Origin of the sequence: Lysobacter cavernae (assembly GCF_042648505.1) — a bacterium.
GTDB lineage: Bacteria > Pseudomonadota > Gammaproteobacteria > Xanthomonadales > Xanthomonadaceae > Lysobacter_L > Lysobacter_L cavernae.
The window spans coordinates 504,244-526,993 of the sequence record NZ_JBHRXK010000002.1; the positions used below are offsets into that span (position 1 = coordinate 504,244).

Genomic DNA, 22,750 nt, shown 5'->3' on the forward strand with positions numbered 1-22,750 from the left:
CTATTTTCTGCGCCACATGTTTGGCCGCACCACTGCGGGCAAACAACGCAATCCACTCGCTCAGGAGCAAATAGACAGTGACCGGAAACTGACAGGAACAGACCGCGGCCCTCACGATCAATGGCTGGGGCACGACCGACGCCGATTACGCCCACTTCAACGTCAAGCGCGAGATCCTGCCGGAGGCCGATGGCTGGCAGACGCGCGACCTCACCGGCAACCCGCATGTGTTCGAGTGGTGGTACAGCGACGTGCAGCTGGCGGACGGCACGACGATCGTCTGCACGGCCTCGCCCCAAGCATCGCTCGGCTTCGTGCCGCAGCTGGGGGACACCCCGATGGCGGTGGCCCGCATCCAGCTGCACGAGAACGGCGTGCAGCGCAACGAGATCGCCACCTTCCCCACCGCCGAGTTCAAGGGCGCGACGGACCATTGCGACATCGTCGCCGGCCCTGTGACGATGCAGGGCGACCTGAAGACCTGGCGGGTCAAGGGCACGATCAACGGCCTGGGCATCGACCTGACGTTCGAGCAGGAGGCGATGCCATTCCGCCCGGGCAGCGGCTATTTCTTCGCCGGCAGCACCGAGCGCTTCACCGGCTGGTTCTGGGCGCGGCCGTCGTTCGACCGCTACGTGGCGCTGGCCGTGCAGATGCAGTTCCGCGACCGCGTGACCGCGCCGCTGCTGTGGGTCTACGACCTGCAGGAAAAACGCGAGCTGGTGCGTGCCTTCAGCTACGACGAGCTGACCCTGGCCACCGGCCGCACCGTCGAACACCCGGACCCGTTGCACGGCGAGGGCTACCCCTCGATCACGGTGTACGACTACCGCAAGGGCCGCGCCAACGTGCGCGTGCGCATCGACGACCAGAAGGTCATCGCCGGCTTCTTCGTGTACGACATCAGCAACCCGGCGATCCAGCAGTTCCTGAAGGGCGTGGGTTACAACGGCGCCTATTACACCCGCCGCGCGAGCACCGCCGAGCTGATCCTCGACCTGCCCGACAGCGGACTCCAGGACCGCGTGACCGGCTCGACCCTGCACGAGCTGCAGGAGTTCTATTTCCCGCAGTACCTGCTGCCACGGTAAGCCACGCACGCATTTCGTCGTCGGGGCGGCGCGCACTTGCGCGCTCCCGCTCCGCGCAAGTGTCGGGCCGTAGCGGCTCAGCGCCGCATCCGCACGTACAAGCGCTTGGCCAGGTACAGCACCTTGCCGGAGAAACCGTGGTCCTGCGCCTGCAGCAGCTTGGCAATCTCTTCCTGCTGGCCGCGGATGTAGCCGTCGCGCTGCTGCAGCAGCGCCTGCAACTCGGTCACATCGGCCTCGCCCAAGGTGTGGCCGGCACGCAGGTGCGCGGGCAGCTGCCGCTTCACGTAGTGCGTGGTGTGGCGCCCGGCGCTCTGCTCGGCGGGGCGGTCATCGCTGTAGAAGTACAACGCGATCGACTTGCGGCTGCGTTCGCGTTGATCCTCCGGTAACTGGATCGGATCGAACGCGTGCCAGCTGTGCTCGGTGGTCTCGAAGATAACGCAACGGTTGAACGCCGGCGGCACCGACACCGCCGGGCGACGGTCGGCATAGGGATCGACGAACAGTTCGAGGTTGCCGCCCCAGTCCGCCCGCCAGTCGTGGTTGAGGTAGACGATCAGGTTGAGGCGGCGGTGCCAGCGTTCGCTGGGGTGGTAGTTGAAGTCGATGTGCGGGTCGAGCGCGGCGCCGTGGCGGTTCTCGTGGGTGCCGCGCCCAGGTAGAACGGGTCGTACAGCAGCCCGGGGATGTCGGTGATGCGGCCAATCAGGTCGAGTAACGGCGGCGACTGGATCGCCTCGTCGAGCGCGACGTAGTCCGGACCGAGGCCGCGAATGCGGTCCAGTGTCGACTTGCCGCCGGGCCGACCGTCGTCGCCGATGTAGTTGCCGCGCTCGAACGCTGGAAACTCTCGCAGCAGCGCCTGCGCGAAGTCCGCATCGAGGAAGTCGTCGATCACCACGTACCGGAACGGTTCGGCGTGCAGGAAACGCTCGCGCCAAGCCTCGGTCTGGGCCACAACAGCGGGATTGAGCAGCGACAACGGCGAGGTTGCGGACATCGTTTCTTCCTGGAAACCAAGGTCGCGATTATGCGGGAAGGTGCATACACCAGCAGCTAGACCGGGCCGGTGCGCCTGGCGCGCGCCGGCTCAGCTGACGCGGGCGAGCATGCGCCGGTGCCCGATCAGCCGCGCCCAGCGCGCGCCGATGTCGGTCAGGCAGACGTAACCGGCCTCGCCGGCCAGGCGCAGCCACATGTGCGGATCGAGCCGCAGCCGCGGCTCGGCCGCGCACAGCTCGGCGTCGAAGCCGAGCTGGCGTGCGAACAGCGCGCAGCGCGCCAGGTGGTAGCGGCTGCTGAGCAGGGTCACGCGCGTGCGCATGCCGTCACCGAGCAGTTGGCGGGCGTTGCGCAGGTTCTGCAGGGTGTCGCGCGATTGCGCTTCCAGCCGCAGCGGCGCGTCCAGTGCGAGTCCGCGCGCGAACAATCCCTGCCGCGCGAGTTCAGCTTCGCTGGCCTCGCCCGGCGCGCCGCCGCCGAGCAGCACCACACTCACCGGCGGACGCTCCTGCCACAGCGACACGGCGCGGTCGTGCCGTGCCGCGAAATCGCGATCGAGGCGACCCTGCGGCGCGTGCTTGCCGAACAGCAGCACGCACTGCCCGTGCGCGGGCAGGCACGACGCCTTGCGCGCGATGCGCAACACGTGGACGAAGTAGCCGACATAGACCAGACCGGCGCTGAGCACACAGGCGGCGCCCGCCACGGCCATGGCATGCAGCACATCGCGGTCGCCGAACAGGGCCAGTCGATGGGCAAGGCGGCTGGTCATGTCTGACTGAACGCGGAACGCGGACGATGGGGCGAGTGGGCGTTCAGTCTACGCCGCGGGTGGCGGCAGAAGGCGCTGGCTATACTCCGCCCTTGTTCGCAAGAGAGTCCTGCGTGCCGTCAGCACTTCGTCCGCCCCGCCCCGCCGTAGCGCCGATGCCGCCGCTGGCGATCCGCGCCTACACCGCGACCACCGCGCTCGGTCGCGGCCGCGAGGCCCAGGCGACGGCGTTGCGCGAACGCCGCAGCGGCCTGCGCCGCAACGACTTCGCCGCGCTCGCAGCGGGCGAGGCGCCGCTGGACTGCTGGATCGGTCGCGTCGACGGTCTCGAGCATGTACAGCTGCCGGCCGACCTCGCGCCGTGGGACAGCCGCAACAACCGCCTGGCCTGGCTGGCACTGCAGCACGACGGCGTCGAGGCGGCGATCGCGGCAATGATCAACCGCTACGGTGCCGCGCGCGTCGCGGTGGTGGTCGGCACCTCGACCTCGAGCATCGGTGCCAGTGAGGAGGCCTACGCCCGCCTCGAACGCGGCACCGACGGCACCGGGCAAATCCCCGTCGACCTCGCCCGCCCGCTCGTGCACACGCCGCATTCGCTCGGCGACTTCGTCCGCGCGGCCACCGGCCTGCAGGGACCGTGCGTCACCGTGGCCACCGCCTGCTCGTCGAGCGCCAAGGTGTTCGCCCAGGCCGCGCGGCTGATCGGCGCCGGGCTCGCCGACGCGGCCCTGGTCGGCGGCGTCGACACTTTGTGCGGCAGCGTGCTGTTCGGCTTCAACGCGCTGCAGCTGGTCGCCGCCGAGCCATGCCGGCCGTTCGACGCCGAGCGCAGCGGCCTGTCGCTCGGCGAGGCCGGCGGTTTCGCCGTGCTCGAACGCGCCACAACCGACGACAACGGCCTGTGCCTGCGTGGCTACGGCGAATCCAGCGACGCCCACCACATGTCGACACCGCACCCCGACGGCCTCGGCGCGCGCCTGGCGATGCGCGATGCGCTCGCGCGCGCCGGCATCGCCGCCGCCGAGGTCGGCTACCTCAACCTGCACGGCACGGCGACACCGGCCAACGATGCGGTCGAGGCGGCCGCCGTCGCGGCCTTGTTCCCCGATACCCTGCACGCCGGTTCGACCAAGGGCTGGACCGGGCACACGCTCGGCGCCGCCGGCATCGTCGAATCGGTGATCGCGCTGCTCGCGCTCGAACACGGCGAATTGCCCGGCACCCTCCACAGCGCCCGCGCCGATCCCGCCTGCGGCCCGCAGATCCGCTTCGACAATGCCCAGGCACGCGGGCTGCGCTACGCCATGAACAACTCCTTCGGCTTCGGCGGCAACAACTGCTCGCTGGTGTTCGGTCGCGCATGAGCCCGCTCGTCGCCAGCATCGCCGGCATCGGCTTCTGGACGCGCGGACTGCCGTCGTGGGCCGCCGCGTGCGATTACGCCCGTGGTGGCACCGTGGCGGACGACGCACCGGCGCGCCCGTCGCCGCAACTGCTGGCGCCCAACGAGCGCCGCCGCGCACCGGAAACGGTCGCGGTCGCGCTGGACGTCGCGCTCGCCGCCTGCCACGCCGCCGGCCGCGATCCGGCGACGCTGCCGTCGGTGTTCGCCTCGACCCACGGCGACCTGGCCATCACCGACTACATGTGCGCGACCCTCGCGCACGAGCCGCGCGCGCTGTCGCCGACCCGCTTCCACAACTCGGTGCACAACGCCGCCGCCGGCTACTGGACCATCGGCACCGGCGCGCTGCAGCCGGCGACCGCGCTCAGCGCACACCACGCCAGCTTCGCCCAGGGCCTGCTCGACGCGCTGGCGCAGCTGGCCTGCGGCGAGGACGCGGTGCTGCTGGTCGGCTACGACAGCCAAGCCGTCGGCCCGCTCGCGCAGATGGCGCCGAGCACGGGCCTGCTCGGCGGTGCGCTGGTGCTGACCCGCGCCCAGCCCGGCACGATCCAGCTCAGCGCGCGCCTGGGTGCGGCCGCGCCGGCAACCGACGCGGCGATCGGACCGCTGCAACGGTTCGCCGCCGGCAATGCGATGGCACCGATGCTGCCGCTGTTCGATGCGCTGGCCACCGGCCGCGACCGCGTCGCCCTGCCGACGGGCGCCGGCCGCGTGCTGCAGATGGAGGTCGTCCATGCCTGAGTCGATGGCGCACGACGCGGCCCGTCTGGATCACCACGCCATCGCCGTGGTGATCCCGGCGCTCAACGAGGCGCTGCGCATCCGCGAGGTGGTCGTCGCCACGCTCGCCGAATGCGCGCAGGTGATCGTGATCGACGACGGCTCCGACGACGGCACCGCGCAGTGCATCGCCGACCTGCCGGTGACCGTGCTGCGCCACGCCCGGCGCATGGGCAAGGGCGCCAGCCTGCGCGACGGCTTCGCCGAAGCACTGCGCCGCGGCGCGCGCGCCGTCGTCACCATGGACGGTGACGGCCAGCACTGGGCCGGCGACATTCCGCGCCTGCTCGCCGCCGCCAACCGCCACCCCGACCACATCGTGATCGGCGCGCGCCTGCGCCGACGCTCGCAGCAGCCGCTGTACCGGCGCCTGGCCAACGCGTTCGCCGACTGGGGCATCGCCTGGGGCACCGGCTACCAGATCGCCGACAGCCAGAGCGGGCAGCGCCTGTACCCGGCCGCGGTGGCCGCGCTGCACGAGGTGCCCGGCGAGGATTTCGTGTTCGAGGCGCAGATCCTGATTTCGGCCGCGCAGCAGCTGCACACGCGCTGCGTGTCGGTGCCGATCGAGTCGCGCTATCAGTGCGTGCACTCCGACGCGCAGTTCCGCGCCAGCCACTTCAAACCGGTGCGCGACTTCAGCCGCATCACCACGCACATCGTGCGCGGCGTGCTGCGGCGTGGCGGCATCGCGGCGGTGTACCGCCGCATCCGCGCCAACCCGCCGCTGATCGAAGATCCCAGCGGTGAGTTCGCGCGCACCGCCTTGCTACCGTCGCAAGCGCGATCGCCCTGACAGGTTGTTGAAAGACATCCATCCATGACCGCGCTGACAGAGTGTTTTCAACACGCTGCAATCCGGCCTCATTTGCCCGGCGGTACCGGCGTGGGGGCGGGCACGGGAGCCGGAACGGTTTCCGGCGGCGGCGGATTGCGCACGAAGATGGCCAGCCCGTGCGCGTACTTCTTGCTCGGGCTGATGCTCACGCCGATGCCGCCGGAGCTGAAGCTGCCGCCGCGGTAACCGCCGTAACTGCCGCCGCCGGCCCCGACGCCGATGCTGCTGCCGCCGTAACCGTCCTCGGTGCCGACGAACAGCACGCCGTTGGCGCCCAGCTTGGCGGCCTCGATGCGCAGGTTGTTGATCACGGCGTTCATCTTGTTCTGCTCGCCGTAGGTGAAGCTGCCGCTGGCGGTCTGCAGGCGGGCGATCTCTTCGAAGCCACCCGGCGGCGCGGTGAAGTAGACCCGTACCTGCGCCGGATCGATCGGCGCGCGCGGCGTGCCGGTGACCAGTTGCGAGGTGGAGGCGCAGCCGGCCAGCACCAGGGCAAGCAACAGCAGCGGTAGGAGGCGGCGCATGGCGGTGCTCCGGAACAGGCGTGGACGATGCCACGATGCTACGCCAGCCGCGCCCGCACGGGATGAGGCCCCGATCACCGCGCGGCCGACATTCAGCTCATGCCACCGTCGATGCCGATCACCTGGCCGTTGATGTAACCGGCCGCGTCCGAGCACAGGAAGCCGACCAGTGCCGCGACCTCGTCGGGGCGACCGGCACGCGCGGCCGGCACCAGCTGCCTGATCGCCTCGGGCGGGAATGCCGTCGCGGCCAGGCGGCCCTCGATCACGCCGGGCGCGATCACGTTGGCGGTGATCCCGCGCGAGGCCATCTCGCGCGCCAGCGACTTGCTGGCGCCATGCAGCGCCGCCTTGGCCGCGGCGTAGTTGGCCTGGCCGCGGTTGCCGAGCACCGCCGCCACCGACGACACGCTGACGACACGACCCCAGCGGGTGCGCGCCATCGGCAGCAGCAGCGGCTGGGTGACGTGGAAGAAGCCGTGCAGCGACACGTCGATCACCCGCTTCCACTGCGCCTGGCTCATCCCCGCCAACGGCGCGTCGTCGTGGATGCCGGCGTTGTTGACCAGTACCTGGATCGGACCGTCCGCGAGCAGGCGCTCGATGGTCGCGCGCGCGGCGTCGCCGTCCACGACATCGAACGCGACCGCCTCGGCGCGGCCGCCAGCGGCGACGATCGCCTCGGCAACGGCTTCGGCCCGCGCCAGGTGCTGGTTGGCGTGCACGATCACCTGCAGGCCGTCGGCGGCCAGGCGCCGGCAGATCGCGCTGCCGAGATCGCCGCTGCCGCCGGTGACCAGGGCACGACGGGACGAGGTGTCAGGCATGGGGTTCGGCTCTGCTGTTTCCTTCTCCCCTTGGGAGAAGGTGGCGCGAAGCGCCGGATGAGGGTTCGGTGGCGTGGCGAGGCTACAGATTGCCACGCCGGATGCACACCGGGTCACGCGCCTCAACACCCCTCAGCCCAGCAGCACCGCGGCGCGACCTTCGGCAAGCAGCGTGCCCGCGTGCAGGATACGGAAAGCGTACTGCTGGCTGCCTTCGGCCTCGAGCAGCACTTCGGCTTCGCCCTCCAGCGCGCCGCCCAACCCGTCAATGCGCGCGACGTGCAGCTGCACGTCGCGCAGCGCCACCAGCAGGCCCGGCTGTGCCGCGCCGCCGCTGGCGCGCGCGCGCAACCCACCGTGCATCGCCATCGCCTGGGCGCCGTACTCGCACAGGTGCACCGCGTGCAGGTTGTCGCGGTGTCGCAACGGATGCGCCGGATCGCGGTGGTTGTGCGCACGCAGGCGGATGCGCTGTGCATCCCAGTCGACGATCTCGTCCCACAGCGCCATCGCGCCCTGGTGCGGGATCAGGTCTGCCGGAACCGACGTGGCGGCCGCGTCATGCATCGGCTGTCTCCGCGGCTGTCTTCACGATCGGCGCGCGCACCAGCAGCAAGGCCAGCACGAAATTGAACACCACGCCGAGCGCGACCGTGCCGCCGATCGCGCGCAGCACCGGGATGCTCGACGACGCCAGCAGCGCGAACACCAGCAGCGTGGTCAGGCTGCACACGATCACCGCGTGCAGCGTGCGCAGTTGCTCGGCGCGGTCGTCGCCGGCGTGGTCGAAGAACAGCGCGTAATCGAGGCCGAGGCCGGCGGCGAGGATCAACGCGATCAGGTGGAACAGGTTCAGCTCGACGCCGAAGCCGCGCAGCACCGCGAGGATCAACAGTGTGGTCAGCGCCATCGGCGCGAGCACGCGCAACACCCGCCGCGGCGAACGCAATGCGACCCACACCGTAGCCGCCAGCAGCAGCGCGGCCAGCGCCAGCGCCCACAACACGCGCTCGCGGTACGCCGCCACCAATGACTCGGAGGCCTGCTTGAGGTCGAGCAACCGCGCGCCGTGCTGCTGTGCGACGCGCGCGACGGCGGCCGGGTCGGTGAGCCCGCTCAGCGCCACCAGTGCGGTGGCGTGGCCGTCGCGTTCGAGCAGCAGCCCGCCGACACTGGCCGCGAGCGGCGTGCCGGCAAGATCGCGCACGGTCAACGCCGGCGCGGCCTTGGCGCGGGCGACGTCGTCGACGAAACCGCGAAAGGCATCGCCACGGAACGGGCTGGTGGCGAGCGCGCTGTCGAGTGCCGTCTGCAGCGCGACCGCGTCGGGCAAGCGCGCCTGCCGCGCACGCTGGATCGCGGCGCTGGGCAGGTAGCGCGCGGCCAGGTCGAAGCCGGCCAGTGCGCCGGTCGCACGTAACTGCTGCAACGCCGGCAACAACCGCTCCGACCCCTGCAGCGCCGCCTCGGCATCGCGCGCTTCCAGCGCGATCAGGTAACGCACGTCGGGGGCGCCGAGTTCGCCGCGCAGCTGCGCATCGCGCGCGAGCGCGGCGGTCGGCACCGGTGTCAGCTTGGCCAGATCGTTCTGCCAGAACGGCCCCGGCGCCCAGGTCACGATCGCCGCGGCCGCCAGCGCCAGCAGTGCAAAGGCGCCGGCGCCGAACCGCGGCCACCGCGCGAGCCGTGCCCACAGCCGCGCCAGCCGCGCCGAGTCGGCGGCGTCGCGCGGTGCCGGGTCGATCAACGCCGGCAACACGAAGCGCGTGGTCAACGCCGCGGTGGCGAGGCCGACGATGGTGAACACCGCCAGCTGCTCGAGGCCGTCGACGCCGGAGACGAGGAAGGTGAGGTAGGCGATGCAGGTCGAGGCAACGCCGGTGCCCAGCGTTGGCCACAGCATGCGCGCGCTCGCCCACGGCGACAGCCCGGCACGCTGGTGACTGAACAGATGGATCGGGTAATCCTGCGCAACACCGATGAGGGTGAAGCCGAACGCGACCGTGATGCCGTGCACGCCGTCGAACGCCAGCGCGACCGCGGCCAAGCCGGCCAGCCCGGCGCTGGCCAGCGGCAACGCGCCCAGCAGCGGCGCCTTCCAGCTGCGGTAGGCCAGCCACAGCAAGGCGATGAAGACCAGCGTGTCGAGCGTGCCGATCAGGCTCGCCTCGCGCGCGGTGCGGCCGCCGATCTCGACCGAGAACGCGCCCGGGCCGCTGAGCGTGAGCTTGGATCCGCTGTCGCCGTGCACCGCGGCGAAGGCCGTACGGATGGCGTTGACCGCGGCCGCCTGGCCTGTCGGATCGAATCCGGCGGCCTGCGTCTGCACCGCCAGCAACGCCTCGCGACCGGCGCGATCGAACCAGACGCCGTGCCGGCGTTGCGGCGCGTTGGCCGGTTGCCAGGCCTCGGCGAGCTTGAGCGTTTCCAGGGTCGGGTCGTTCGCCAGCAGCGGCTCGATCAGCGCCGCCGCCGGCGAGCCGAGGTCCTGAACGCGCTGGTCCAGCTCGTCGCGCAGGGTCGCGGCATCGAGGGCCTGCGCATCCAGCGTCGGCGACAGCAGGTAACGGTACGGCCGCAGGTGCTCGGGTATCGCCTCGAAGCCGAGTTCACCACCGTTGGCCACCAGCTCGAACTGCGGCTGCGCCGCCAGACGCGCACGCAGCACCGTCGATTGCGCGGCCAGCACCGACGCATCGGCGCCGGACAGCGCGATCAGCAGCAGGCGCGAGCCGGGGCCTTCGCCGAGTTCGTCGATCAGCAGTTTCTGTTCCGGTGTGCGCGCGGACGGCATGAACTTGCGCAGGTCGCCGCTGAGCTCAAGCCGCTGCGAAACCGCCCAACCGGCCAGCACCAGCAACAACATCCACAGCAAGGCGAGCGCGATGCGCATGCGGGCTGTCAACGATATGTGCGTCAGCTGTTTCATGATCGAAAAGCGGCCGCCGAAGTTTCGTTGGCCGCGGGCGCGGCATCCGGCTTTTCGGCACGCCCACTCGTATCGTGGGCCGGCATGAACTTGCGCAGGTCGCCGCTGAGCTCAAGCCGCTGCGAAACCGCCCAACCGGCCAGCACCAGCAACAACATCCACAGCAAGGCGAGCGCGATGCGCATGCGGGCTGTCAACGATATGTGCGTCAGCTGTTTCATGATCGAAAAGCGGCCGCCGAAGTTTCATGGGCCGCGGGCGCGGCATCCGGCTTTTCGGCACGCCCACTCGTATCGTGGGCCGGCATGAACTTGCGCAGGTCGCCGCTGAGCTCAAGCCGCTGCGAAACCGCCCAACCGGCCAGCACCAGCAGTGCCAGCCACGCCAGTGCGAGTGCGAGGCGACGACGCGACGTCATCGCGCCACACCGTCGCCGTGGCAAAGCATGGCCAGCGCGTCGGTGGCCATGACGGGCGTCACTGCCTGCGCGGCACCGGCCAGCAGGGTGCGCTGCGTCTCCGCGCCGACCGGTTGGGTCTCGATGCAGCGCAGCTCGGCGCCGCGGCCGTACAGGGTGATCGCCTGCAGTCGGGCGGCCAGCGCGGCGTCCTTGGGCGCCAGCGTCAGCGTCCAGTGCTGGCGCGTGCCGGCGCTGGCCAGGCGGTAGTGCTGCTCCAGCGCGGCGCGATCACCGGCGAGCAGCGCGCCGAAGCTGGCCTGCAAGCCGGCCAGTTCCGGGGCGCGCGCCAGCGAGAACCTGCGCGATGGCTTGCCGGCGCGCGCGATCATCGCCTCGCCGGCACGGATCGTGGTGGTCTCGGCATAGGGCGCGCGCACCTCGCGCACCAGCGTGGCCGCGTCGGGGCGGCGGTACTCGCCACTCAGGCGCAACGGCGTCTTCAGCAGTTTCGAGCCGCGCAGCTCGACGAAGGCGGTGCGATCCGGCGCCGGCCGCGCCAGCCGGGCGAGGATCCAGTCGGCATCGACGCGTGCGGCCTCAGGCGGAGCGGCGTACAGCGGCGCGGCGGCCAGCAACAGCGCCAGCAGCAGCGTCCGTGCGCGAAGGTTCGTGGGGAGCTGCGTCATCGACATGCCAGAAGTCGTAGAAATTGAACCAGTTGTACGGCGCGCGGCGCGCGTGGTGCTGCAGTCGCGTGGCATATCGCCGCACCAGCGCGGCCACCGCCTCGCGGCGCTGCGAGCGCTCGATCATCAGCCCGTCGCTGAACGGCTCGAAGACCAGTTCGTAGCGGTTGCCGCCGCGGTACAGGCCGAAGGCCAGCAGCACCGGCACCTGCAACGCCGCCGCGATCAGCCACGGCGCGGTCGGGAACGGCGCCGGATCGCCGAGCAATGGCGCCGGCACGCCCGCCTCGCCGGGGTGCACGCGATCGACCAGCAGCGCCACCAGCGCGCCCTCGTCGATGGCCTGCTTGATGGCGAGCACGACCGAGGGCCCGTCCTGGCCGGCATCGATCACGCTGCGCGCGAGCTGCGGGTTGAGTGCATCGAGCAGCTGCGTCAGCGCCGGGTTGTGCGTCTTGTCGAGCACCACGCGCACCTGCACCTCGGGCCGGGTCAGCACCAGCACGCGCAGCGCATCGAAGCTGCCCAGGTGCGAGCCGAAAATCAGCGCGCCCTGGCCGCGCTCGAACTGCGCCCGCAGCAGGTCGAGTCCGTCGACGCGGATGTCGAAGCGCTGCAGCTGCCCGTCAAGCAGGAACACGCGATCGAGGATGGTCGCGGCGAAGGTGTGGAGGTGGCGGGCGACGTCGCGCCACGACGGCGGCCGCGGCAGCACGCGCGCCAGGTAGGCCCGCGACGCGCGCCGCTCCGGACCGCGCACGCACAGGAAGTATGCCGTGATCGGGTACAGGCAGGCCCGCCCCAACGCGCGACCGCCGTGGCGCGCGATGTTGCGGATCAGCCGGATCGCGAACCAGCTGCCGCCTTCGGGACGCTGTGTCCAGTCCGCGCTCATGCCGGTTCCGGCCCCGCGGCCACCACTTCACCGGTGGCGAGCACGGTGGCGCCGCGCAACACGCGGAAACGCCAGCGCGGTGCGGCGCTCCTTCGATCGGGCTCAGGACAGGTTTCCAGTTCGATCTGCGCGGTCTGCCCCGGCAACAACGGCTGCACGAACTTCACCTGCGGCAGGCGCATCGCCGGCAGCGGGCCGTGCTGCGCTTCGATCGCCTCGACCACGCGCTCGAGCAGCACCACGCCGGGCACCAGCGGCCGCCCCGGGAAATGCCCGGGCAGGCAGGGGTGGTCGGCGGGAATGACGAAGTGCATGGAGTGGCGGTGGCGACCGGTGCAGGGATTGACAGGATAAGCCACCGGGCCGTAACCGCAGCCGGTGTCGATGCTCAATCAGCCCGCTTTCTCACAAGACCCGAAGGGTCTGGATACATTGGCCGCCGATGCCTTCTCTAGAAGGCAACAGCCAATCAAAGCTCTTATTCGAACAACTCACGCCAGAAGCGCGGGCCCAATCCCGCCATCTGCCGCAGGAAATCGAACAGGTTGCGGTACGGCCGGTGCGGGAACAGGCGCCGCCGCAGGACGTACTCGCCAATGAAAAAACCACCGACGATGCCGTAGTTGAACAGGTTGGCGAACAGCGACCACTGCTCCTGGCTGATCGACACCGCCGGCACGTGGCCCAGTCGCGCCAGCACGCCGCCGGGCACGGCGATCACCGCCAGCACGCCATTGGCCAGCGCCAGCGCGACCAGCAACCCGGCCCAGGCCGCGGTCAGGCGGCGCGAGTAGCGGTACAGCTCCGGCGCCAGCGCCTGCGGCGTGCAACGCTCCATCGCGGCCACGATCCGGGTGATCAGTGCCTCGCGTGGCGGCCACAGGCTGCGCCCGAACAGCCATGCGACCAGGGCGACGAACAGCATCGGCGGCGCCAGCAGCAGCAGTTGCGCGTACGGCGTGCCCGCCAGCCAGACCAGGCTGGCAGCCAGCGGCAATGCCAGCGTCCAGGCCCACGGGCGTCGTTCCAGCAGCGGGCCGGCGAGGACGAGCAGCACCAGGTCGGCCAGCGCGATCGCGGCGGCATGGCCGCCACCGTCGTGGGTGGCCCAGTGGGCGAGCAGCGGGTAGGCGACGGCCAGGCCCAGCCGCAGTGCGGCAGCGTTCAAGGACGTGGGTCCGGCAGTGGGCTCAGGCGGTCTTGTGCTGCTCGATGTGCGCGGCCAGCGCGCGCAGCGAGGCGAAGATGCGCCGGTTCTCGTCGCTGTCGGAGCGCAGTTGGAAGCCGTAGCGCTTGGACACCACCAGCGCCAGCTCCAGCGCGTCGATCGAGTCCAGTCCCAGGCCTTCGCCGAACAGCGCCGCGTCGGGCTCGATCTGCTCCGGTGCCACGTCCTCGAGGTTCAGGCTTTCGACCAGCAGCTGCGCCAGCTCGCGTTCGGCGGGGCTTTGTTCAGACATCGGGCAATCCATCGGGGCGTTCGAGGGGCGCCACGATCCGGCATCGCGCCGCCGTACGCAACCGGGTCGGGGCGCACGGACGGCACGTTATCATTTGCGCATGACCCAACCCGCACCCGCGACCGGCCCCGCCACCGCCACGCCGAGCGCAAATGTGAACGCCACGCCCCCTTCCGGCACCGCCCTGGCCCCCGATGTCCTGGTGATCGGCGGCGGCCCGGCCGGCACCACTGCAGCCACGCTGCTGGCGCGTCGCGGCTGGCGCGTGCTGCTGCTGGAAAAGGACGCACACCCGCGCTTCCACATCGGCGAATCGCTGCTGCCGATGAACCTGCCGATCCTCGAGCGCCTGGGCGTGCTCGAACAGGTCCAGGCGATCGGCACGCACAAGCCCGGCGCCGAGTTCCCCATCGACGCCGACAACTACAACACCTTCCGCTTCGCGCGCGCGCTGAACCCGCAGTTCGGCTACGCCTACCAGGTCAAGCGCGAGGAGTTCGACCAGCTGCTGTTCCGCCACGCCCAGGCCAACGGCGTCGATGCGCGCGAGCGGCACCCGGTCGAGCGGGTCGAGTTCGGCGCCGACGGCCGCCCAGCGCTGGTGCATGCGCGCGACGTCGACGGCAACGCATTGCAGGTGACGCCGCGTTACGTGGTCGACGCCAGCGGCCGCGATGCGTTCTTCGGCAGCCAGCTCAAGCTCAAGAAGAAGAACCCGCTGCACCAGTCGGCGGCGATCTTCAGCCATTTCCGCGACGTCGAGCGCCGCCCCGGCGAGGACGCCGGCAACATCACCGTGCAGCGCTTCGCCCACGGCTGGATGTGGCTGATCCCGCTGCGCGAGGGCGTGATGAGCGTCGGCGCGGTGTGCTTCCCCGAGTACCTCAAGCAGCGCCGCGGCGGGACCGAAACCCGCTCCAACGAGGCGTTCCTCATGCAGACGCTGGCGTCCGAACCGTCGGTGGCCCGGCGCATGCGCAACGCCCAGCGCATCGCCCCGGTGCACGTCACCGGCAACTACTCCTACACCTGCACGCAGATGACCGGCCCGGGCTGGGTGCTGGTCGGCGACGCTTACGCCTTCGTCGACCCGGTGTTCTCCTCCGGCGTCTACCTGGGCATGAACAGCGCCGAGCAGGCCGCACAGGTGGTCGACGGCGCCCTGCGCGATCCGGCGCGCGAGGCCGCGCTGCAGCGCGCGATGGTCACGCGCCTCAAGCGCGGCCTCAAGCACTTCCAGTGGTTCATCTACCGCTTCACCACGCCGGTGATGCGGGACCTGTTCAACCATCCGCGCAACGTCTGGCAGGTCGAGCAGGCGGTGATCTCGATGCTGGCCGGCGACGTGTTCGACAACCCGGCGGTGCTGCGGCGGCTGCGCCTGTTCCGCGCCATCTACGCGATCACCGCGCTGCGCATGGCACCGCAGGCGCTGCGCGGCTGGTGGCGCCGGCGCCGCCAGGTCGGCGTCGACTTCCGCGGCGACACCCTGCAACCGGGCAATCCGCAGGAGCAGGGCCGGTGAGCGCGGTGCGTTCCCTCGGGGTGACGCCGCCACGACTGGCGGTCGATTATGTCGACGCCGCGTCGGTCGATGGCACGCCGCAGGCGCTGCTCGCCGCCGACGACACCCTCGCCGTGTTCGGTTTCGGCGCCGCCGCGCCGTACCACGACGACCCGCGCTACCTGCGCGTCGCCCTGGAACCGTTCGGCGCGGCGTCGTTCGAGGTCTGGCGCGGCGCCGGCCCGGTCACGCACGGCCGCGACGGCGACATCGCCTGGGCGCAGGACGGCGCGCTGCTGTTCGGCGCGATCGAACTCGACGAGCGCCCCGGCAGCGGCATCGGCGGCACCGACATCGAGGCCACCGCCGCGGCCATCTACGCCCAGCTGCCGGCTTTCCTGCAGCAGCGTGGTTACCCGCACCTGCTGCGGGTGTGGAACTACCTCGACGGCATCACCGTCGGCGAAGGCGACGACGAGCGCTACCGCGTGTTCTGCGTCGGTCGCGCGCGCGGGCTGGGCGCGGTCGATCCGGCGATGCTGCCGGCGGCGACCGCGGTGGGCCAGGTCACTGCCGGCCACGCCGACGACGTCCCGCGCCTGCAGGTGTACTGGCTGGCCGCGCGCTCGCCCGGCACACCGTTGGAGAACCCGCGCCAGGTCAGCGCCTACCGTTACCCGCGCCAGTACGGGCCGCAGCCGCCGAGCTTCGCCCGCGCGATGCTGCCACCGGCCGGCGCGGCGATGCCGCTGCTGCTGTCGGGCACCGCCGCGATCGTCGGCCACGAATCGCGCCATGCCGACTCGGTGCTCACCCAGCTCGACGAGACCCTGGCCAACTTCGACAGCCTGCTTGCCGCCGCCCGCGCGCAGCGTCCGGACCTGCCGCCGCATTTCGGCGTGCACTCGCGGCTCAAGGTCTACGTGCGCAACCAGGACGAACTGGCGCAGGTCGCCGCGGCGCTGGATGCCCGGCTGGGGCCGGGCGTGCCGCGCATCGTGCTGCACGCGGCGGTGTGCCGGCGCGAGCTGCGGATCGAGATCGACGGCGTGCATGCCTGAGCCGGCCGGGTTCGCGCAGGCTTGCTTTGCGCGACGGCGCCGTTATCGTGCTAGCCACTTGACTTGGGAGATACCGCAATGGGATTGATCAGCCTGATCTGGGGCATCGTCGCGATGATCTGGATGGTGGTCGCGTTGATACCGCTGCTGGGGTGGGGCAACTGGCTGCTGATCCCGTTCGCCACGGTCGGCGCCATCATCGCCGCGATCGGCATCCTCTTCACGCGCAGCGAGAACCGCGGCCGCGCCAAGACCGGCCTGATCCTCAACGGCATCGTGATCGTGGTCGGCATCGTCCGCCTCGGGATCGGCGGCGGCGTGATCTGAGAACCCCTGCCTGAGCCGGGGCCGCGCGCCTCGATGACCAGGCAATCTGGCCGCCCGTGGCGGCGAAATCCGTAGCGCGGCGCGTGCTGCGTTGCACGGTTGTGCTGATCGCAACGTCGGGCGCACACTCGGTGCGGGCTTGGGGGGAAGCCCACAACCGCACCCCTGGTATTCGAATCGTCACGGTCCTGCAGGACCGTGCGGGGTGCTCCTATCATCGTGATTCGGAGCGCAACCCAATGAAATGGACAAGTGTTTGTGTGTTGTATTCGGGCTTGGCACTGGGCCTGTGCGTCAGCGCCCACGCCGCAGAGCCCACTGCGCCCCCAGCTGAAACCACCTTCAGTGGCATCAAGGTCGGTGTCGACCCCGAGACCGGCCGACTGCGTCCGCTGACGCCCAGCGAAAGCCGGCAACTCGACCAGGTTCTGACCCAGGGTCAGCAGCCCCAGCTGGCGGCGCGCGTGGCCAAGAGCTTCAAGGCACCCAGCAACGAAGCCGCAGCGCACGCCACCGTGCGCCGCCACGCCAACGGCGGCGTGTCGGTGAAGCTGCCGGAAAGTCAGATGTCGTCCGTGGTCGCACAGCGCGATGCCTCGGGCCAGCTGCACATCCAGCACGCCGATGCCGATGGCACCGCCGCCGCCGCGGAGGGCCTGCCCCATGAATAAGCACACGCTCACCTGCGCGCTGGCACTGGTATTGGCCGGCGCCTTCGCCCCGACCCATGCCGCGCAACTGGTGCTGCTCAACGGCGACACCGGCACCGGCACCGGCCTCGAGGACCCCACTGCTGTCGTTCCGGTCGGCCTCAACCCCGGCACCACGGTCGGCCAGCAGCGCCAGATCGTCTACCGCTTCGCCATGGACCTGTGGGGTTCGGTGCTCAAGAGCGATGTCCCGATCAAGGTCGCCGCCTCGTTCCAGCGGCTCAGCTGCACCGCCACCGGCGCCACGCTCGGCTCGGCCGGCGCCAACTGGATCGACCGCGATTTCGCCAACGCGCCACTGCCCGAAACCTGGTACAGCGCCGCGCTGGCCGACTCGCTCGCCGGCACCGACCTGGACCCGATCCCGGACGATCCGGCCGACATCGTCTCGCGCTTCAACGGCGACCTCGGCAAGCCCGACTGCCTGGCCGGCAGCCCCTGGTACTACGGCCTCGACGGCAATACCCCGGCGGGCAGCATCAACTTCCTCAACGTGGTGATGCACGAGATCGGCCACGGCCTCGGCTTCCAGGGCTTCCTCAACAAGGGCACCGGCGTGTTCATCGATGCCGACGGCACCGGCCCGAAGACCGATGCCTACACCCATAACGCCTTCGACAACGTCGAGGGCAAGCGTTTCGACGATGCGGCGATGACGCCGGCGCTGCGCGCCGTCGCCATGCGCACGCCGGGGCGGCTGGTGTGGAGCGGTGCGCGGGCCAACGCCGAAGCCGCGCTGGTGCTCGACAACCGGCAGCTGTTCAAGGCGACCGCACCGGCCGCGGTCGCCGGCAACTACCTGTACGGCATGGCCAGCTTCGGCCCGCTGCCCACCCCGACCAACTTCACCGGCACCGTGGTGCTGGGGCAGGATCCGGCGGATGCGGCCGGGCTGTCGACCACCGATGCCTGCTCGCCATTGACCAATGCCGTGGCCGGCAACATCGTGCTGGTCGATCGCGGCAGCTGCGGCTTCGTCGTCAAGGCCGCCAACGTGCAGGCCGCCGGTGGCATCGCCATGGTCGTGGCCGACAACGTCGCCGATTCGCCCCCGCCGGGCTTGGGCGGCAGCGACCCCAGCATCACCATCCCGGCGATCCGCATCACCCTGGCCGACGGCAACACGTTCAAGGCCAACCTGCCGGTGAGCGCGGGCTTCGTGGTCGATCCGGCACTGCTGCAGGGCGCGGACGACGCTGGCCGCGTGCGGCTGTACGCGCCCACGGTCGTCGCCGGTGGCTCGACGTTCTCGCACTACGACACCGAGTCGAGCCCGAATGCGCTGATGGAGCCGTTCAACACGCCCAGCGTGCAGGCGCAGTACAACGTCGACCTGACGCCGGCGCTGTACCGCGACATGGGCTGGGGAGTGAATCCCGGCAACGCCCGTATCGGCCAGTGCAACACCGGCGTGGATCTTCTCGAAGAAGGCGGCTTCATCGTCGGCGCCAACGTCCAGGCATGGAACAACCTGTGCCGCACCTCGACCTCGCGCCCCGGCCAGTACGTGCAATGCATGGTCGACCTGCAAAAGCGCCTGCGCAGCGCCAAGCTGATCCACCCCGTGCAGGGCGCGACGATCCTCCTGTGCACCGCGGCCAGTCTGCGACCGAAGCATTAGATTGCACTAGCGGGAGCCAGCCACGGCTCCCATCCCACTATTACCGGCGCCGCAAGGCGCCGGTTTTTTTTGGGATGCACATGCCGGTTTGGCATGAACAGATGACGCAAAACCTTTTCCTTCATGATGCGAGCGCGGCCACATTCGCGCCATGAGCCGTCACGGCATCACGCCGACGGCGCTCACCTCCCCTCCTTCCACCCAGGAGCCGGCCATGCCGACCCGTCCACGTCGACCCCGACCTTCGCCTTCCCCGCTCTGGCTCGGTGGCATGCTGGCCTGCGCGCTGGCCACACCGGCGCAGGCGCAGTCCGCCCTCACGGTCGAGGAGTTGACGCAGCGGCTGCAGGCGATCGAGCAGCGCCTGGGCACTACGCCCACCGCGGCAAGCGACAGCGCCGGCCTCGGCGACCTCGACCAGCGCCTGCGCGTGATCGAGCGCAAGCTGGAATTGCAGGCCGAGGAGTCCACCGCCAAGGCCGCAAGCACACCGACCGTGACGCTCAGCGCCAGCAAGGGGCTGGCAGTGAAGTCACCGCCGCCGGGCGACGTCGAGGTCAAGCTCAAGGCACTGGCGCAGGCCGACGGCCGCTTCTTCATCGACGACGACGCCACGCCACAGAACGACACCTTCCTGTGGCGGCGCGCGCAACTCACGCTGGACGGCAACTGGACGCCGCTGCTCGGCTTCCGGCTGACCTCGGAACTCGCCGGCGACAGCGTCAGCCTGCTCGACGCCTGGGTCGACGTGAAGTTCGATCCGCGCGCGACGTTGCGCATCGGCAAGAGCAAGAGCCCGGTCGGCCTGGAGCGCCTGCAGAGCAGCGGCGCGACCGAGCTGATCGAGCTCGGCTTCCCCAGCGAGCTCGCGCCCGGCCGCGACCTGGGCGTGCAGCTGCAGGGCGAATTCGCCGATGCCGCCGTCAGCTACGTGTTCGGCGTCTACAACGGCGCGGCCGACGGCCGCGACAGCCCGACCACCAATCCCGACAACGATTTCGAGATCGCCGCGCGCGTGTTCGTCGAGCCGTGGAAGAACGCCGGCAACGCGCTGTCCGGGCTCGGCTTCGGTCTGGCCGGCAGCAGCGGCGACAAGCACGGCAGCGGCAACAATTTCCTGCCGCGTTACCGCACGCCGGGCCAGGTCACGTTCTTCAATTACCGCAGCGCGGTCACCGCCGACGGCGAGCACACGCGCTGGTCGCCGCAGGCGTACTACTACCGCAACGCCTTCGGCCTGCTCGGCGAGTACATCAGCTCCCGGCAGGAGCTGCTGCTGCCGGCCAGTGGCGCGCGCGAGGCGCTCGATCACCGCGCCTGGCAACTCACGGCAGGCTATGTGCTCACCGGTGAGGACGCCTCGTACCGCGGCGTGAGCCGACCTAACCATCCTTTTACGGTCGGCAGTGCAGGCTGGGGTGCGTGGGAGCTGGTCGCGCGTTACGGCGAGCTCGATGTCGACGACGACGCCTTCCCGCGCTTCGCCGACCCGGCCACGGCGGCGAGCCAGGCCACGGCCTGGGGACTGGGCGTCAACTGGTACCTCACCGGCAATTTCAAACTGGTCGCCAACTACACGCAGACCCGATTTGAAGGAGGTGCGCCCGACGGTGGCGCCACCGCCGGTGCCGATCGCGAGGACGAAAAAGCGTTTTTCACCCGTGCGCAGTTCTCGTTCTGACCTTCCTTCCCCACAAGGAAAGCCCTAGATGAAAACCCTCTTCCGCAATGCATTGATCGGCCTGGTCCTGGCGGCGGGCAGTGCCGGCGCCAAGGACGTCGAGCTGCTCAACGTCTCCTACGACCCGACGCGCGAGTTCTACGCCGAGGTCAACCAGGCCTTCGCCGCGCAATGGCAGCAGCAGACCGGGCAGACGCTGAACATCCGCGCCTCGCACGGCGGCTCCGGCAAGCAGGCGCGCTCGGTGATCGACGGCCTCGAGGCCGACGTGGTCACCCTCGCGCTGGCCGCCGACATCGACGCGATCGCCAGCAACGGCAAGCTGCTGCCGGCCAACTGGCAGGCGCGACTGCCGCACAACAGCGCGCCGTACACCTCGACGATTGTTTTCCTGGTGCGCAAGGGCAACCCCAAGCAGGTGCGCGACTGGGCCGACCTGGTCAAGTCCGGTGTCGCGGTGATCACGCCCAACCCGAAGACCTCCGGCGGTGCACGCTGGAACTACCTGGCCGCGTGGGCCTGGGCCTCGCAGCAGTACCGCGACGGCGGCAAGGTCGTCGACTACCTCACGCGCCTGTTCAACAACGTGCCGGTGCTCGACACCGGCGCGCGCGGCGCCACCACCACCTTCGTCGAGCGCGGCATCGGCGACGTGCTGCTGGCCTGGGAGAACGAAGCGCTGCTGACGCTGGGCGATGCCGACACGCGCAGCAAGTTCGAGATCGTCGTGCCGAGCCTGAGCATCAAGGCCGAACCGCCGGTGGCCTGGGTCGACAAGAACGTCGCCCGCCACGGCACCGGCAAGCAGGCCGAAGCCTACCTGCGCTTTCTCTACACCCCCGAAGGGCAGCGCCTGGCGGCCAAGCACGGCTATCGCCCGGCCGAACCGGACAAGGTGCCGGCGCCGGAGCTGGCGAAGTTTCCGCAGGTGAAGCAGGTGACCATCGACGGCGCGTTCGGCGGCTGGAAGAAGGCGCAGGCCGAGCATTTCTCCGATGGCGGCTTCTTCGACAAGATCTATCGGCCGCGGTGAACCCGATGCCCGGCTCGTCCGCTCTCAACCGCTGCCCGTCACCGTTCGTCCTGGGCGTAGGCCGCAGGCCGAAGTCGAAGGACGAGCGGGCCGGAAACGCTGCGGGACCGTCCATCCTTCGACTTCGGCGCTTCGCGCCTACGCTCAGGACGAACGGTGGTGGGTGGCGCAAATTTGAGTACGGGCAATGAGCGCGATCGTGCAACCCTCTCTGCGCGTCGTTGCGCGTCATTTTCGCAACCCGCTGCCCGGCTTCGGTCTCAGCCTCGGCCTCGGCCTGGCGTGGTTGAGCGTGGTGGTGCTGTTGCCGCTGGCGGCGCTGACGATCCGCGCCGCCGGCCTGGGCATGGACGGCTGGCTGCGCGCCGTCCAGGACCCGCGCGTGCAGGCCGCGCTCAAGCTCAGCTTCGGCACCGCGCTGGTGGCCTCGCTGGTCGCGTTGTTCGCCGGCGCGCTGGTGGCCTGGGTGGTGGTGCGTTACCGCTTCCCGGGCCGACGCCTGCTCGATGCGCTGGTCGACCTGCCGTTCGCGTTGCCGACCGCGGTCGCCGGCATCGCCCTGACCGCGATCTATTCCGCCAATGGCTGGGTCGGACGCTGGCTGGAGCCGGCCGGTTTCAAGATCGCCTACGCACCGGCCGGGATAGTGATCGCGTTGATCTTCATCGGTCTGCCGTTCGCGGTGCGCACGGTGCAGCCGGTGCTGGAGGCATTGGGCCGCGAGCAGGAGGAAGCCGCCGCCTCGCTCGGCGCCGCGCGCCTGACCACGCTGCGCCGGGTGATCCTGCCCGAATTGCTGCCGGCGCTGCTGACCGGGTTCTCGCTGGCGTTCGCACGTGCCCTGGGCGAGTACGGCTCGGTGATCTTCATCGCCGGCAACCTGCCGTACAAGACCGAGATCGCACCGCTGCTGATCACCATCCGCCTGGAGGAATACGACTACAACGGCGCGGTGGCGATCGCGGCGCTGCTGCTGGTCGCCTCGTTCGTGTGCCTGCTGGCGATCAATGCGATTCCGTTGCTGTTTGCGCATGAGCGCAGGGAGCGGCAGCGTGAGTGATTCATCAGTCCTCGTCCATCGCGGGCACTTCGCCCGAAACCAAATGGACCATGGCAACAGCCAACGCTTCCGTCCACTAGCGCGGCCGGGTCACTTTCTCTTGCTGGCCCAAGAGAAAGCAACCAAAGAGAAGGG

26 protein-coding genes are annotated in these 22,750 nt (G+C 70.2%); 12 read left to right on the forward strand and 14 right to left on the reverse strand.

Translation table 11 applies throughout. The features are described from left to right. Positions 1-227: 227 nt before the first annotated feature. Positions 228-1,091, forward strand: a complete 864-nt coding sequence (locus ACFOLC_RS06555; protein WP_386758418.1) for a hypothetical protein — start codon at positions 228-230, stop codon at positions 1,089-1,091. Between the two features lie 77 nt (positions 1,092-1,168). Here the strand turns inward: ACFOLC_RS06555 and ACFOLC_RS06560 are convergent, their stop codons facing one another. The 3 genes from ACFOLC_RS06560 to ACFOLC_RS06570 all read right to left on the reverse strand — a co-directional run bounded on the left by ACFOLC_RS06560 (position 1,169) and on the right by ACFOLC_RS06570 (position 2,868). Next, complete coding sequence (locus ACFOLC_RS06560) at positions 1,169-1,702, reverse strand: 2OG-Fe(II) oxygenase (RefSeq protein ID WP_386758561.1); 534 nt, start codon at positions 1,700-1,702, stop codon at positions 1,169-1,171. After that, on the reverse strand, positions 1,651-2,094 hold the full coding sequence (locus tag ACFOLC_RS06565) for a hypothetical protein (protein ID WP_386758572.1): 444 nt from the start codon (positions 2,092-2,094) through the stop codon (positions 1,651-1,653). The genes ACFOLC_RS06560 and ACFOLC_RS06565 overlap by 52 nt, the downstream gene beginning before the upstream one ends. Before the next feature lie 90 nt (positions 2,095-2,184). Beyond that, the gene (locus ACFOLC_RS06570; protein WP_386758419.1) at positions 2,185-2,868 is read right to left on the reverse strand and encodes a YdcF family protein; all 684 of its coding nucleotides are present in this window, start codon (positions 2,866-2,868) and stop codon (positions 2,185-2,187) included. 155 nt (positions 2,869-3,023) lie between these two features. On the opposite strand from ACFOLC_RS06570, the gene ACFOLC_RS06575 reads away from it, so the two are divergent. Genes ACFOLC_RS06575 through ACFOLC_RS06585 form a run of 3 tightly spaced genes read left to right on the forward strand, consistent with a single transcriptional unit; the run spans position 3,024 to position 5,855 of the window. After that, on the forward strand, positions 3,024-4,235 hold the full coding sequence (locus tag ACFOLC_RS06575; RefSeq protein WP_386758420.1) for a beta-ketoacyl-[acyl-carrier-protein] synthase family protein: 1,212 nt from the start codon (positions 3,024-3,026) through the stop codon (positions 4,233-4,235). After that, on the forward strand, positions 4,232-5,020 hold the full coding sequence (locus ACFOLC_RS06580; RefSeq protein WP_386758421.1) for a beta-ketoacyl synthase chain length factor: 789 nt from the start codon (positions 4,232-4,234) through the stop codon (positions 5,018-5,020). The genes ACFOLC_RS06575 and ACFOLC_RS06580 overlap by 4 nt, the downstream gene beginning before the upstream one ends. Beyond that, positions 5,013-5,855, forward strand: a complete 843-nt coding sequence (locus ACFOLC_RS06585; protein WP_386758422.1) for a glycosyltransferase family 2 protein — start codon at positions 5,013-5,015, stop codon at positions 5,853-5,855. The genes ACFOLC_RS06580 and ACFOLC_RS06585 overlap by 8 nt, the downstream gene beginning before the upstream one ends. 68 nt (positions 5,856-5,923) lie before the next feature. On the opposite strand, the gene ACFOLC_RS06590 is transcribed toward ACFOLC_RS06585, so the two are convergent. The 11 genes from ACFOLC_RS06590 to ACFOLC_RS06640 form a co-directional block, all read right to left on the reverse strand. Then, the gene (locus ACFOLC_RS06590; RefSeq protein WP_386758423.1) at positions 5,924-6,421 is read right to left on the reverse strand and encodes a hypothetical protein; all 498 of its coding nucleotides are present in this window, start codon (positions 6,419-6,421) and stop codon (positions 5,924-5,926) included. A 92-nt stretch (positions 6,422-6,513) separates the two neighbouring features. Continuing rightward, positions 6,514-7,248, reverse strand: coding sequence for a 3-oxoacyl-ACP reductase FabG (fabG, locus tag ACFOLC_RS06595; RefSeq protein ID WP_386758424.1), 735 nt, complete (start codon positions 7,246-7,248; stop codon positions 6,514-6,516). Between the two features lie 132 nt (positions 7,249-7,380). After that, positions 7,381-7,815 (reverse strand): phosphotransferase, encoded by a 435-nt coding sequence (locus tag ACFOLC_RS06600; protein ID WP_386758425.1) that lies wholly within the window; start codon positions 7,813-7,815, stop codon positions 7,381-7,383. Beyond that, complete coding sequence (locus tag ACFOLC_RS06605; RefSeq protein ID WP_386758426.1) at positions 7,808-10,177, reverse strand: MMPL family transporter; 2,370 nt, start codon at positions 10,175-10,177, stop codon at positions 7,808-7,810. The genes ACFOLC_RS06600 and ACFOLC_RS06605 overlap by 8 nt, the downstream gene beginning before the upstream one ends. Further along, entirely contained in the window at positions 10,174-10,398 is a 225-nt protein-coding gene (locus tag ACFOLC_RS06610; RefSeq protein ID WP_386758427.1) for a hypothetical protein, read from the reverse strand. Before ACFOLC_RS06610 ends, ACFOLC_RS06605 begins: the two co-directional genes overlap by 4 nt. Beyond that, positions 10,395-10,595 carry a hypothetical protein gene (locus ACFOLC_RS06615; protein WP_386758428.1) on the reverse strand — a complete coding sequence of 67 codons (201 nt, stop codon included), beginning with the start codon at positions 10,593-10,595 and terminating at the stop codon, positions 10,395-10,397. Before ACFOLC_RS06615 ends, ACFOLC_RS06610 begins: the two co-directional genes overlap by 4 nt. After that, positions 10,592-11,263: a LolA-related protein gene (locus ACFOLC_RS06620; protein WP_386758429.1), complete on the reverse strand. Its 672-nt coding sequence runs from the start codon at positions 11,261-11,263 to the stop codon at positions 10,592-10,594. The genes ACFOLC_RS06615 and ACFOLC_RS06620 overlap by 4 nt, the downstream gene beginning before the upstream one ends. Beyond that, a complete protein-coding gene (locus ACFOLC_RS06625; protein ID WP_386758430.1) occupies positions 11,175-12,158 on the reverse strand; it encodes an LpxL/LpxP family acyltransferase in 984 nt (327 codons plus the stop codon). Before ACFOLC_RS06625 ends, ACFOLC_RS06620 begins: the two co-directional genes overlap by 89 nt. After that, complete coding sequence (locus ACFOLC_RS06630) at positions 12,155-12,472, reverse strand: hypothetical protein (protein ID WP_386758562.1); 318 nt, start codon at positions 12,470-12,472, stop codon at positions 12,155-12,157. Before ACFOLC_RS06630 ends, ACFOLC_RS06625 begins: the two co-directional genes overlap by 4 nt. Positions 12,473-12,636: 164 nt before the next feature. Continuing rightward, positions 12,637-13,326: a ketosynthase gene (locus tag ACFOLC_RS06635; protein ID WP_386758431.1), complete on the reverse strand. Its 690-nt coding sequence runs from the start codon at positions 13,324-13,326 to the stop codon at positions 12,637-12,639. Between the two features lie 22 nt (positions 13,327-13,348). Further along, a complete protein-coding gene (locus ACFOLC_RS06640) occupies positions 13,349-13,618 on the reverse strand; it encodes a phosphopantetheine-binding protein (protein WP_386758432.1) in 270 nt (89 codons plus the stop codon). Positions 13,619-13,772: 154 nt separating this feature from the next. On the opposite strand from ACFOLC_RS06640, the gene ACFOLC_RS06645 reads away from it, so the two are divergent. From ACFOLC_RS06645 to cysT, 8 genes are all read left to right on the forward strand, one after another. Continuing rightward, positions 13,773-15,143 (forward strand): NAD(P)/FAD-dependent oxidoreductase, encoded by a 1,371-nt coding sequence (locus ACFOLC_RS06645; protein ID WP_386758563.1) that lies wholly within the window; start codon positions 13,773-13,775, stop codon positions 15,141-15,143. Then, positions 15,140-16,183 (forward strand): chorismate transformation enzyme, FkbO/Hyg5 family, encoded by a 1,044-nt coding sequence (locus ACFOLC_RS06650; protein ID WP_386758433.1) that lies wholly within the window; start codon positions 15,140-15,142, stop codon positions 16,181-16,183. The genes ACFOLC_RS06645 and ACFOLC_RS06650 overlap by 4 nt, the downstream gene beginning before the upstream one ends. A gap of 78 nt (positions 16,184-16,261) precedes the next feature. Continuing rightward, the gene (locus ACFOLC_RS06655) at positions 16,262-16,510 is read left to right on the forward strand and encodes a hypothetical protein (protein ID WP_386758434.1); all 249 of its coding nucleotides are present in this window, start codon (positions 16,262-16,264) and stop codon (positions 16,508-16,510) included. 239 nt (positions 16,511-16,749) lie between these two features. Then, positions 16,750-17,181 (forward strand): post-PEP-CTERM-1 domain-containing protein, encoded by a 432-nt coding sequence (locus ACFOLC_RS06660; RefSeq protein WP_386758435.1) that lies wholly within the window; start codon positions 16,750-16,752, stop codon positions 17,179-17,181. After that, a complete protein-coding gene (locus tag ACFOLC_RS06665; protein ID WP_386758436.1) occupies positions 17,174-18,841 on the forward strand; it encodes a PA domain-containing protein in 1,668 nt (555 codons plus the stop codon). Before ACFOLC_RS06660 ends, ACFOLC_RS06665 begins: the two co-directional genes overlap by 8 nt. Positions 18,842-19,055: 214 nt before the next feature. Next, positions 19,056-20,522, forward strand: coding sequence for an OprO/OprP family phosphate-selective porin (locus ACFOLC_RS06670; protein ID WP_386758437.1), 1,467 nt, complete (start codon positions 19,056-19,058; stop codon positions 20,520-20,522). 28 nt (positions 20,523-20,550) lie between these two features. Next, positions 20,551-21,555 carry a sulfate ABC transporter substrate-binding protein gene (locus tag ACFOLC_RS06675; RefSeq protein ID WP_386758438.1) on the forward strand — a complete coding sequence of 335 codons (1,005 nt, stop codon included), beginning with the start codon at positions 20,551-20,553 and terminating at the stop codon, positions 21,553-21,555. Between the two features lie 187 nt (positions 21,556-21,742). Then, complete coding sequence (gene cysT / locus ACFOLC_RS06680; RefSeq protein ID WP_386758439.1) at positions 21,743-22,615, forward strand: sulfate ABC transporter permease subunit CysT; 873 nt, start codon at positions 21,743-21,745, stop codon at positions 22,613-22,615. Positions 22,616-22,750 lie beyond the last annotated feature (135 nt).

Bases quoted from the DNA above. Each gene is read 5' to 3' on its own strand.
- ACFOLC_RS06665 (WP_386758436.1), top strand. From the start codon at position 17,174: ATGAATAAGCACACGCTCACCTGCGCGCTGGCACTGGTATTGGCCGGC.
- ACFOLC_RS06625 (WP_386758430.1), bottom strand. From the start codon at position 12,158: ATGAGCGCGGACTGGACACAGCGTCCCGAAGGCGGCAGCTGGTTCGCG.
- ACFOLC_RS06570 (WP_386758419.1), bottom strand. From the start codon at position 2,868: ATGACCAGCCGCCTTGCCCATCGACTGGCCCTGTTCGGCGACCGCGAT.
- ACFOLC_RS06580 (WP_386758421.1), top strand. From the start codon at position 4,232: ATGAGCCCGCTCGTCGCCAGCATCGCCGGCATCGGCTTCTGGACGCGC.
- ACFOLC_RS06620 (WP_386758429.1), bottom strand. From the start codon at position 11,263: ATGACGCAGCTCCCCACGAACCTTCGCGCACGGACGCTGCTGCTGGCG.
- ACFOLC_RS06590 (WP_386758423.1), bottom strand. From the start codon at position 6,421: ATGCGCCGCCTCCTACCGCTGCTGTTGCTTGCCCTGGTGCTGGCCGGC.
- ACFOLC_RS06610 (WP_386758427.1), bottom strand. From the start codon at position 10,398: ATGAAACAGCTGACGCACATATCGTTGACAGCCCGCATGCGCATCGCG.
- ACFOLC_RS06660 (WP_386758435.1), top strand. From the start codon at position 16,750: ATGAAATGGACAAGTGTTTGTGTGTTGTATTCGGGCTTGGCACTGGGC.
- ACFOLC_RS06585 (WP_386758422.1), top strand. From the start codon at position 5,013: ATGCCTGAGTCGATGGCGCACGACGCGGCCCGTCTGGATCACCACGCC.
- ACFOLC_RS06615 (WP_386758428.1), bottom strand. From the start codon at position 10,595: ATGACGTCGCGTCGTCGCCTCGCACTCGCACTGGCGTGGCTGGCACTG.
- ACFOLC_RS06630 (WP_386758562.1), bottom strand. From the start codon at position 12,472: ATGCACTTCGTCATTCCCGCCGACCACCCCTGCCTGCCCGGGCATTTC.
- fabG (WP_386758424.1), bottom strand. From the start codon at position 7,248: ATGCCTGACACCTCGTCCCGTCGTGCCCTGGTCACCGGCGGCAGCGGC.
- ACFOLC_RS06675 (WP_386758438.1), top strand. From the start codon at position 20,551: ATGAAAACCCTCTTCCGCAATGCATTGATCGGCCTGGTCCTGGCGGCG.
- ACFOLC_RS06565 (WP_386758572.1), bottom strand. From the start codon at position 2,094: ATGTCCGCAACCTCGCCGTTGTCGCTGCTCAATCCCGCTGTTGTGGCC.
- ACFOLC_RS06640 (WP_386758432.1), bottom strand. From the start codon at position 13,618: ATGTCTGAACAAAGCCCCGCCGAACGCGAGCTGGCGCAGCTGCTGGTC.
- ACFOLC_RS06575 (WP_386758420.1), top strand. From the start codon at position 3,024: ATGCCGCCGCTGGCGATCCGCGCCTACACCGCGACCACCGCGCTCGGT.
- ACFOLC_RS06600 (WP_386758425.1), bottom strand. From the start codon at position 7,815: ATGCATGACGCGGCCGCCACGTCGGTTCCGGCAGACCTGATCCCGCAC.
- ACFOLC_RS06605 (WP_386758426.1), bottom strand. From the start codon at position 10,177: ATGAAACAGCTGACGCACATATCGTTGACAGCCCGCATGCGCATCGCG.
- cysT (WP_386758439.1), top strand. From the start codon at position 21,743: ATGAGCGCGATCGTGCAACCCTCTCTGCGCGTCGTTGCGCGTCATTTT.
- ACFOLC_RS06670 (WP_386758437.1), top strand. From the start codon at position 19,056: ATGCCGACCCGTCCACGTCGACCCCGACCTTCGCCTTCCCCGCTCTGG.
- ACFOLC_RS06655 (WP_386758434.1), top strand. From the start codon at position 16,262: ATGGGATTGATCAGCCTGATCTGGGGCATCGTCGCGATGATCTGGATG.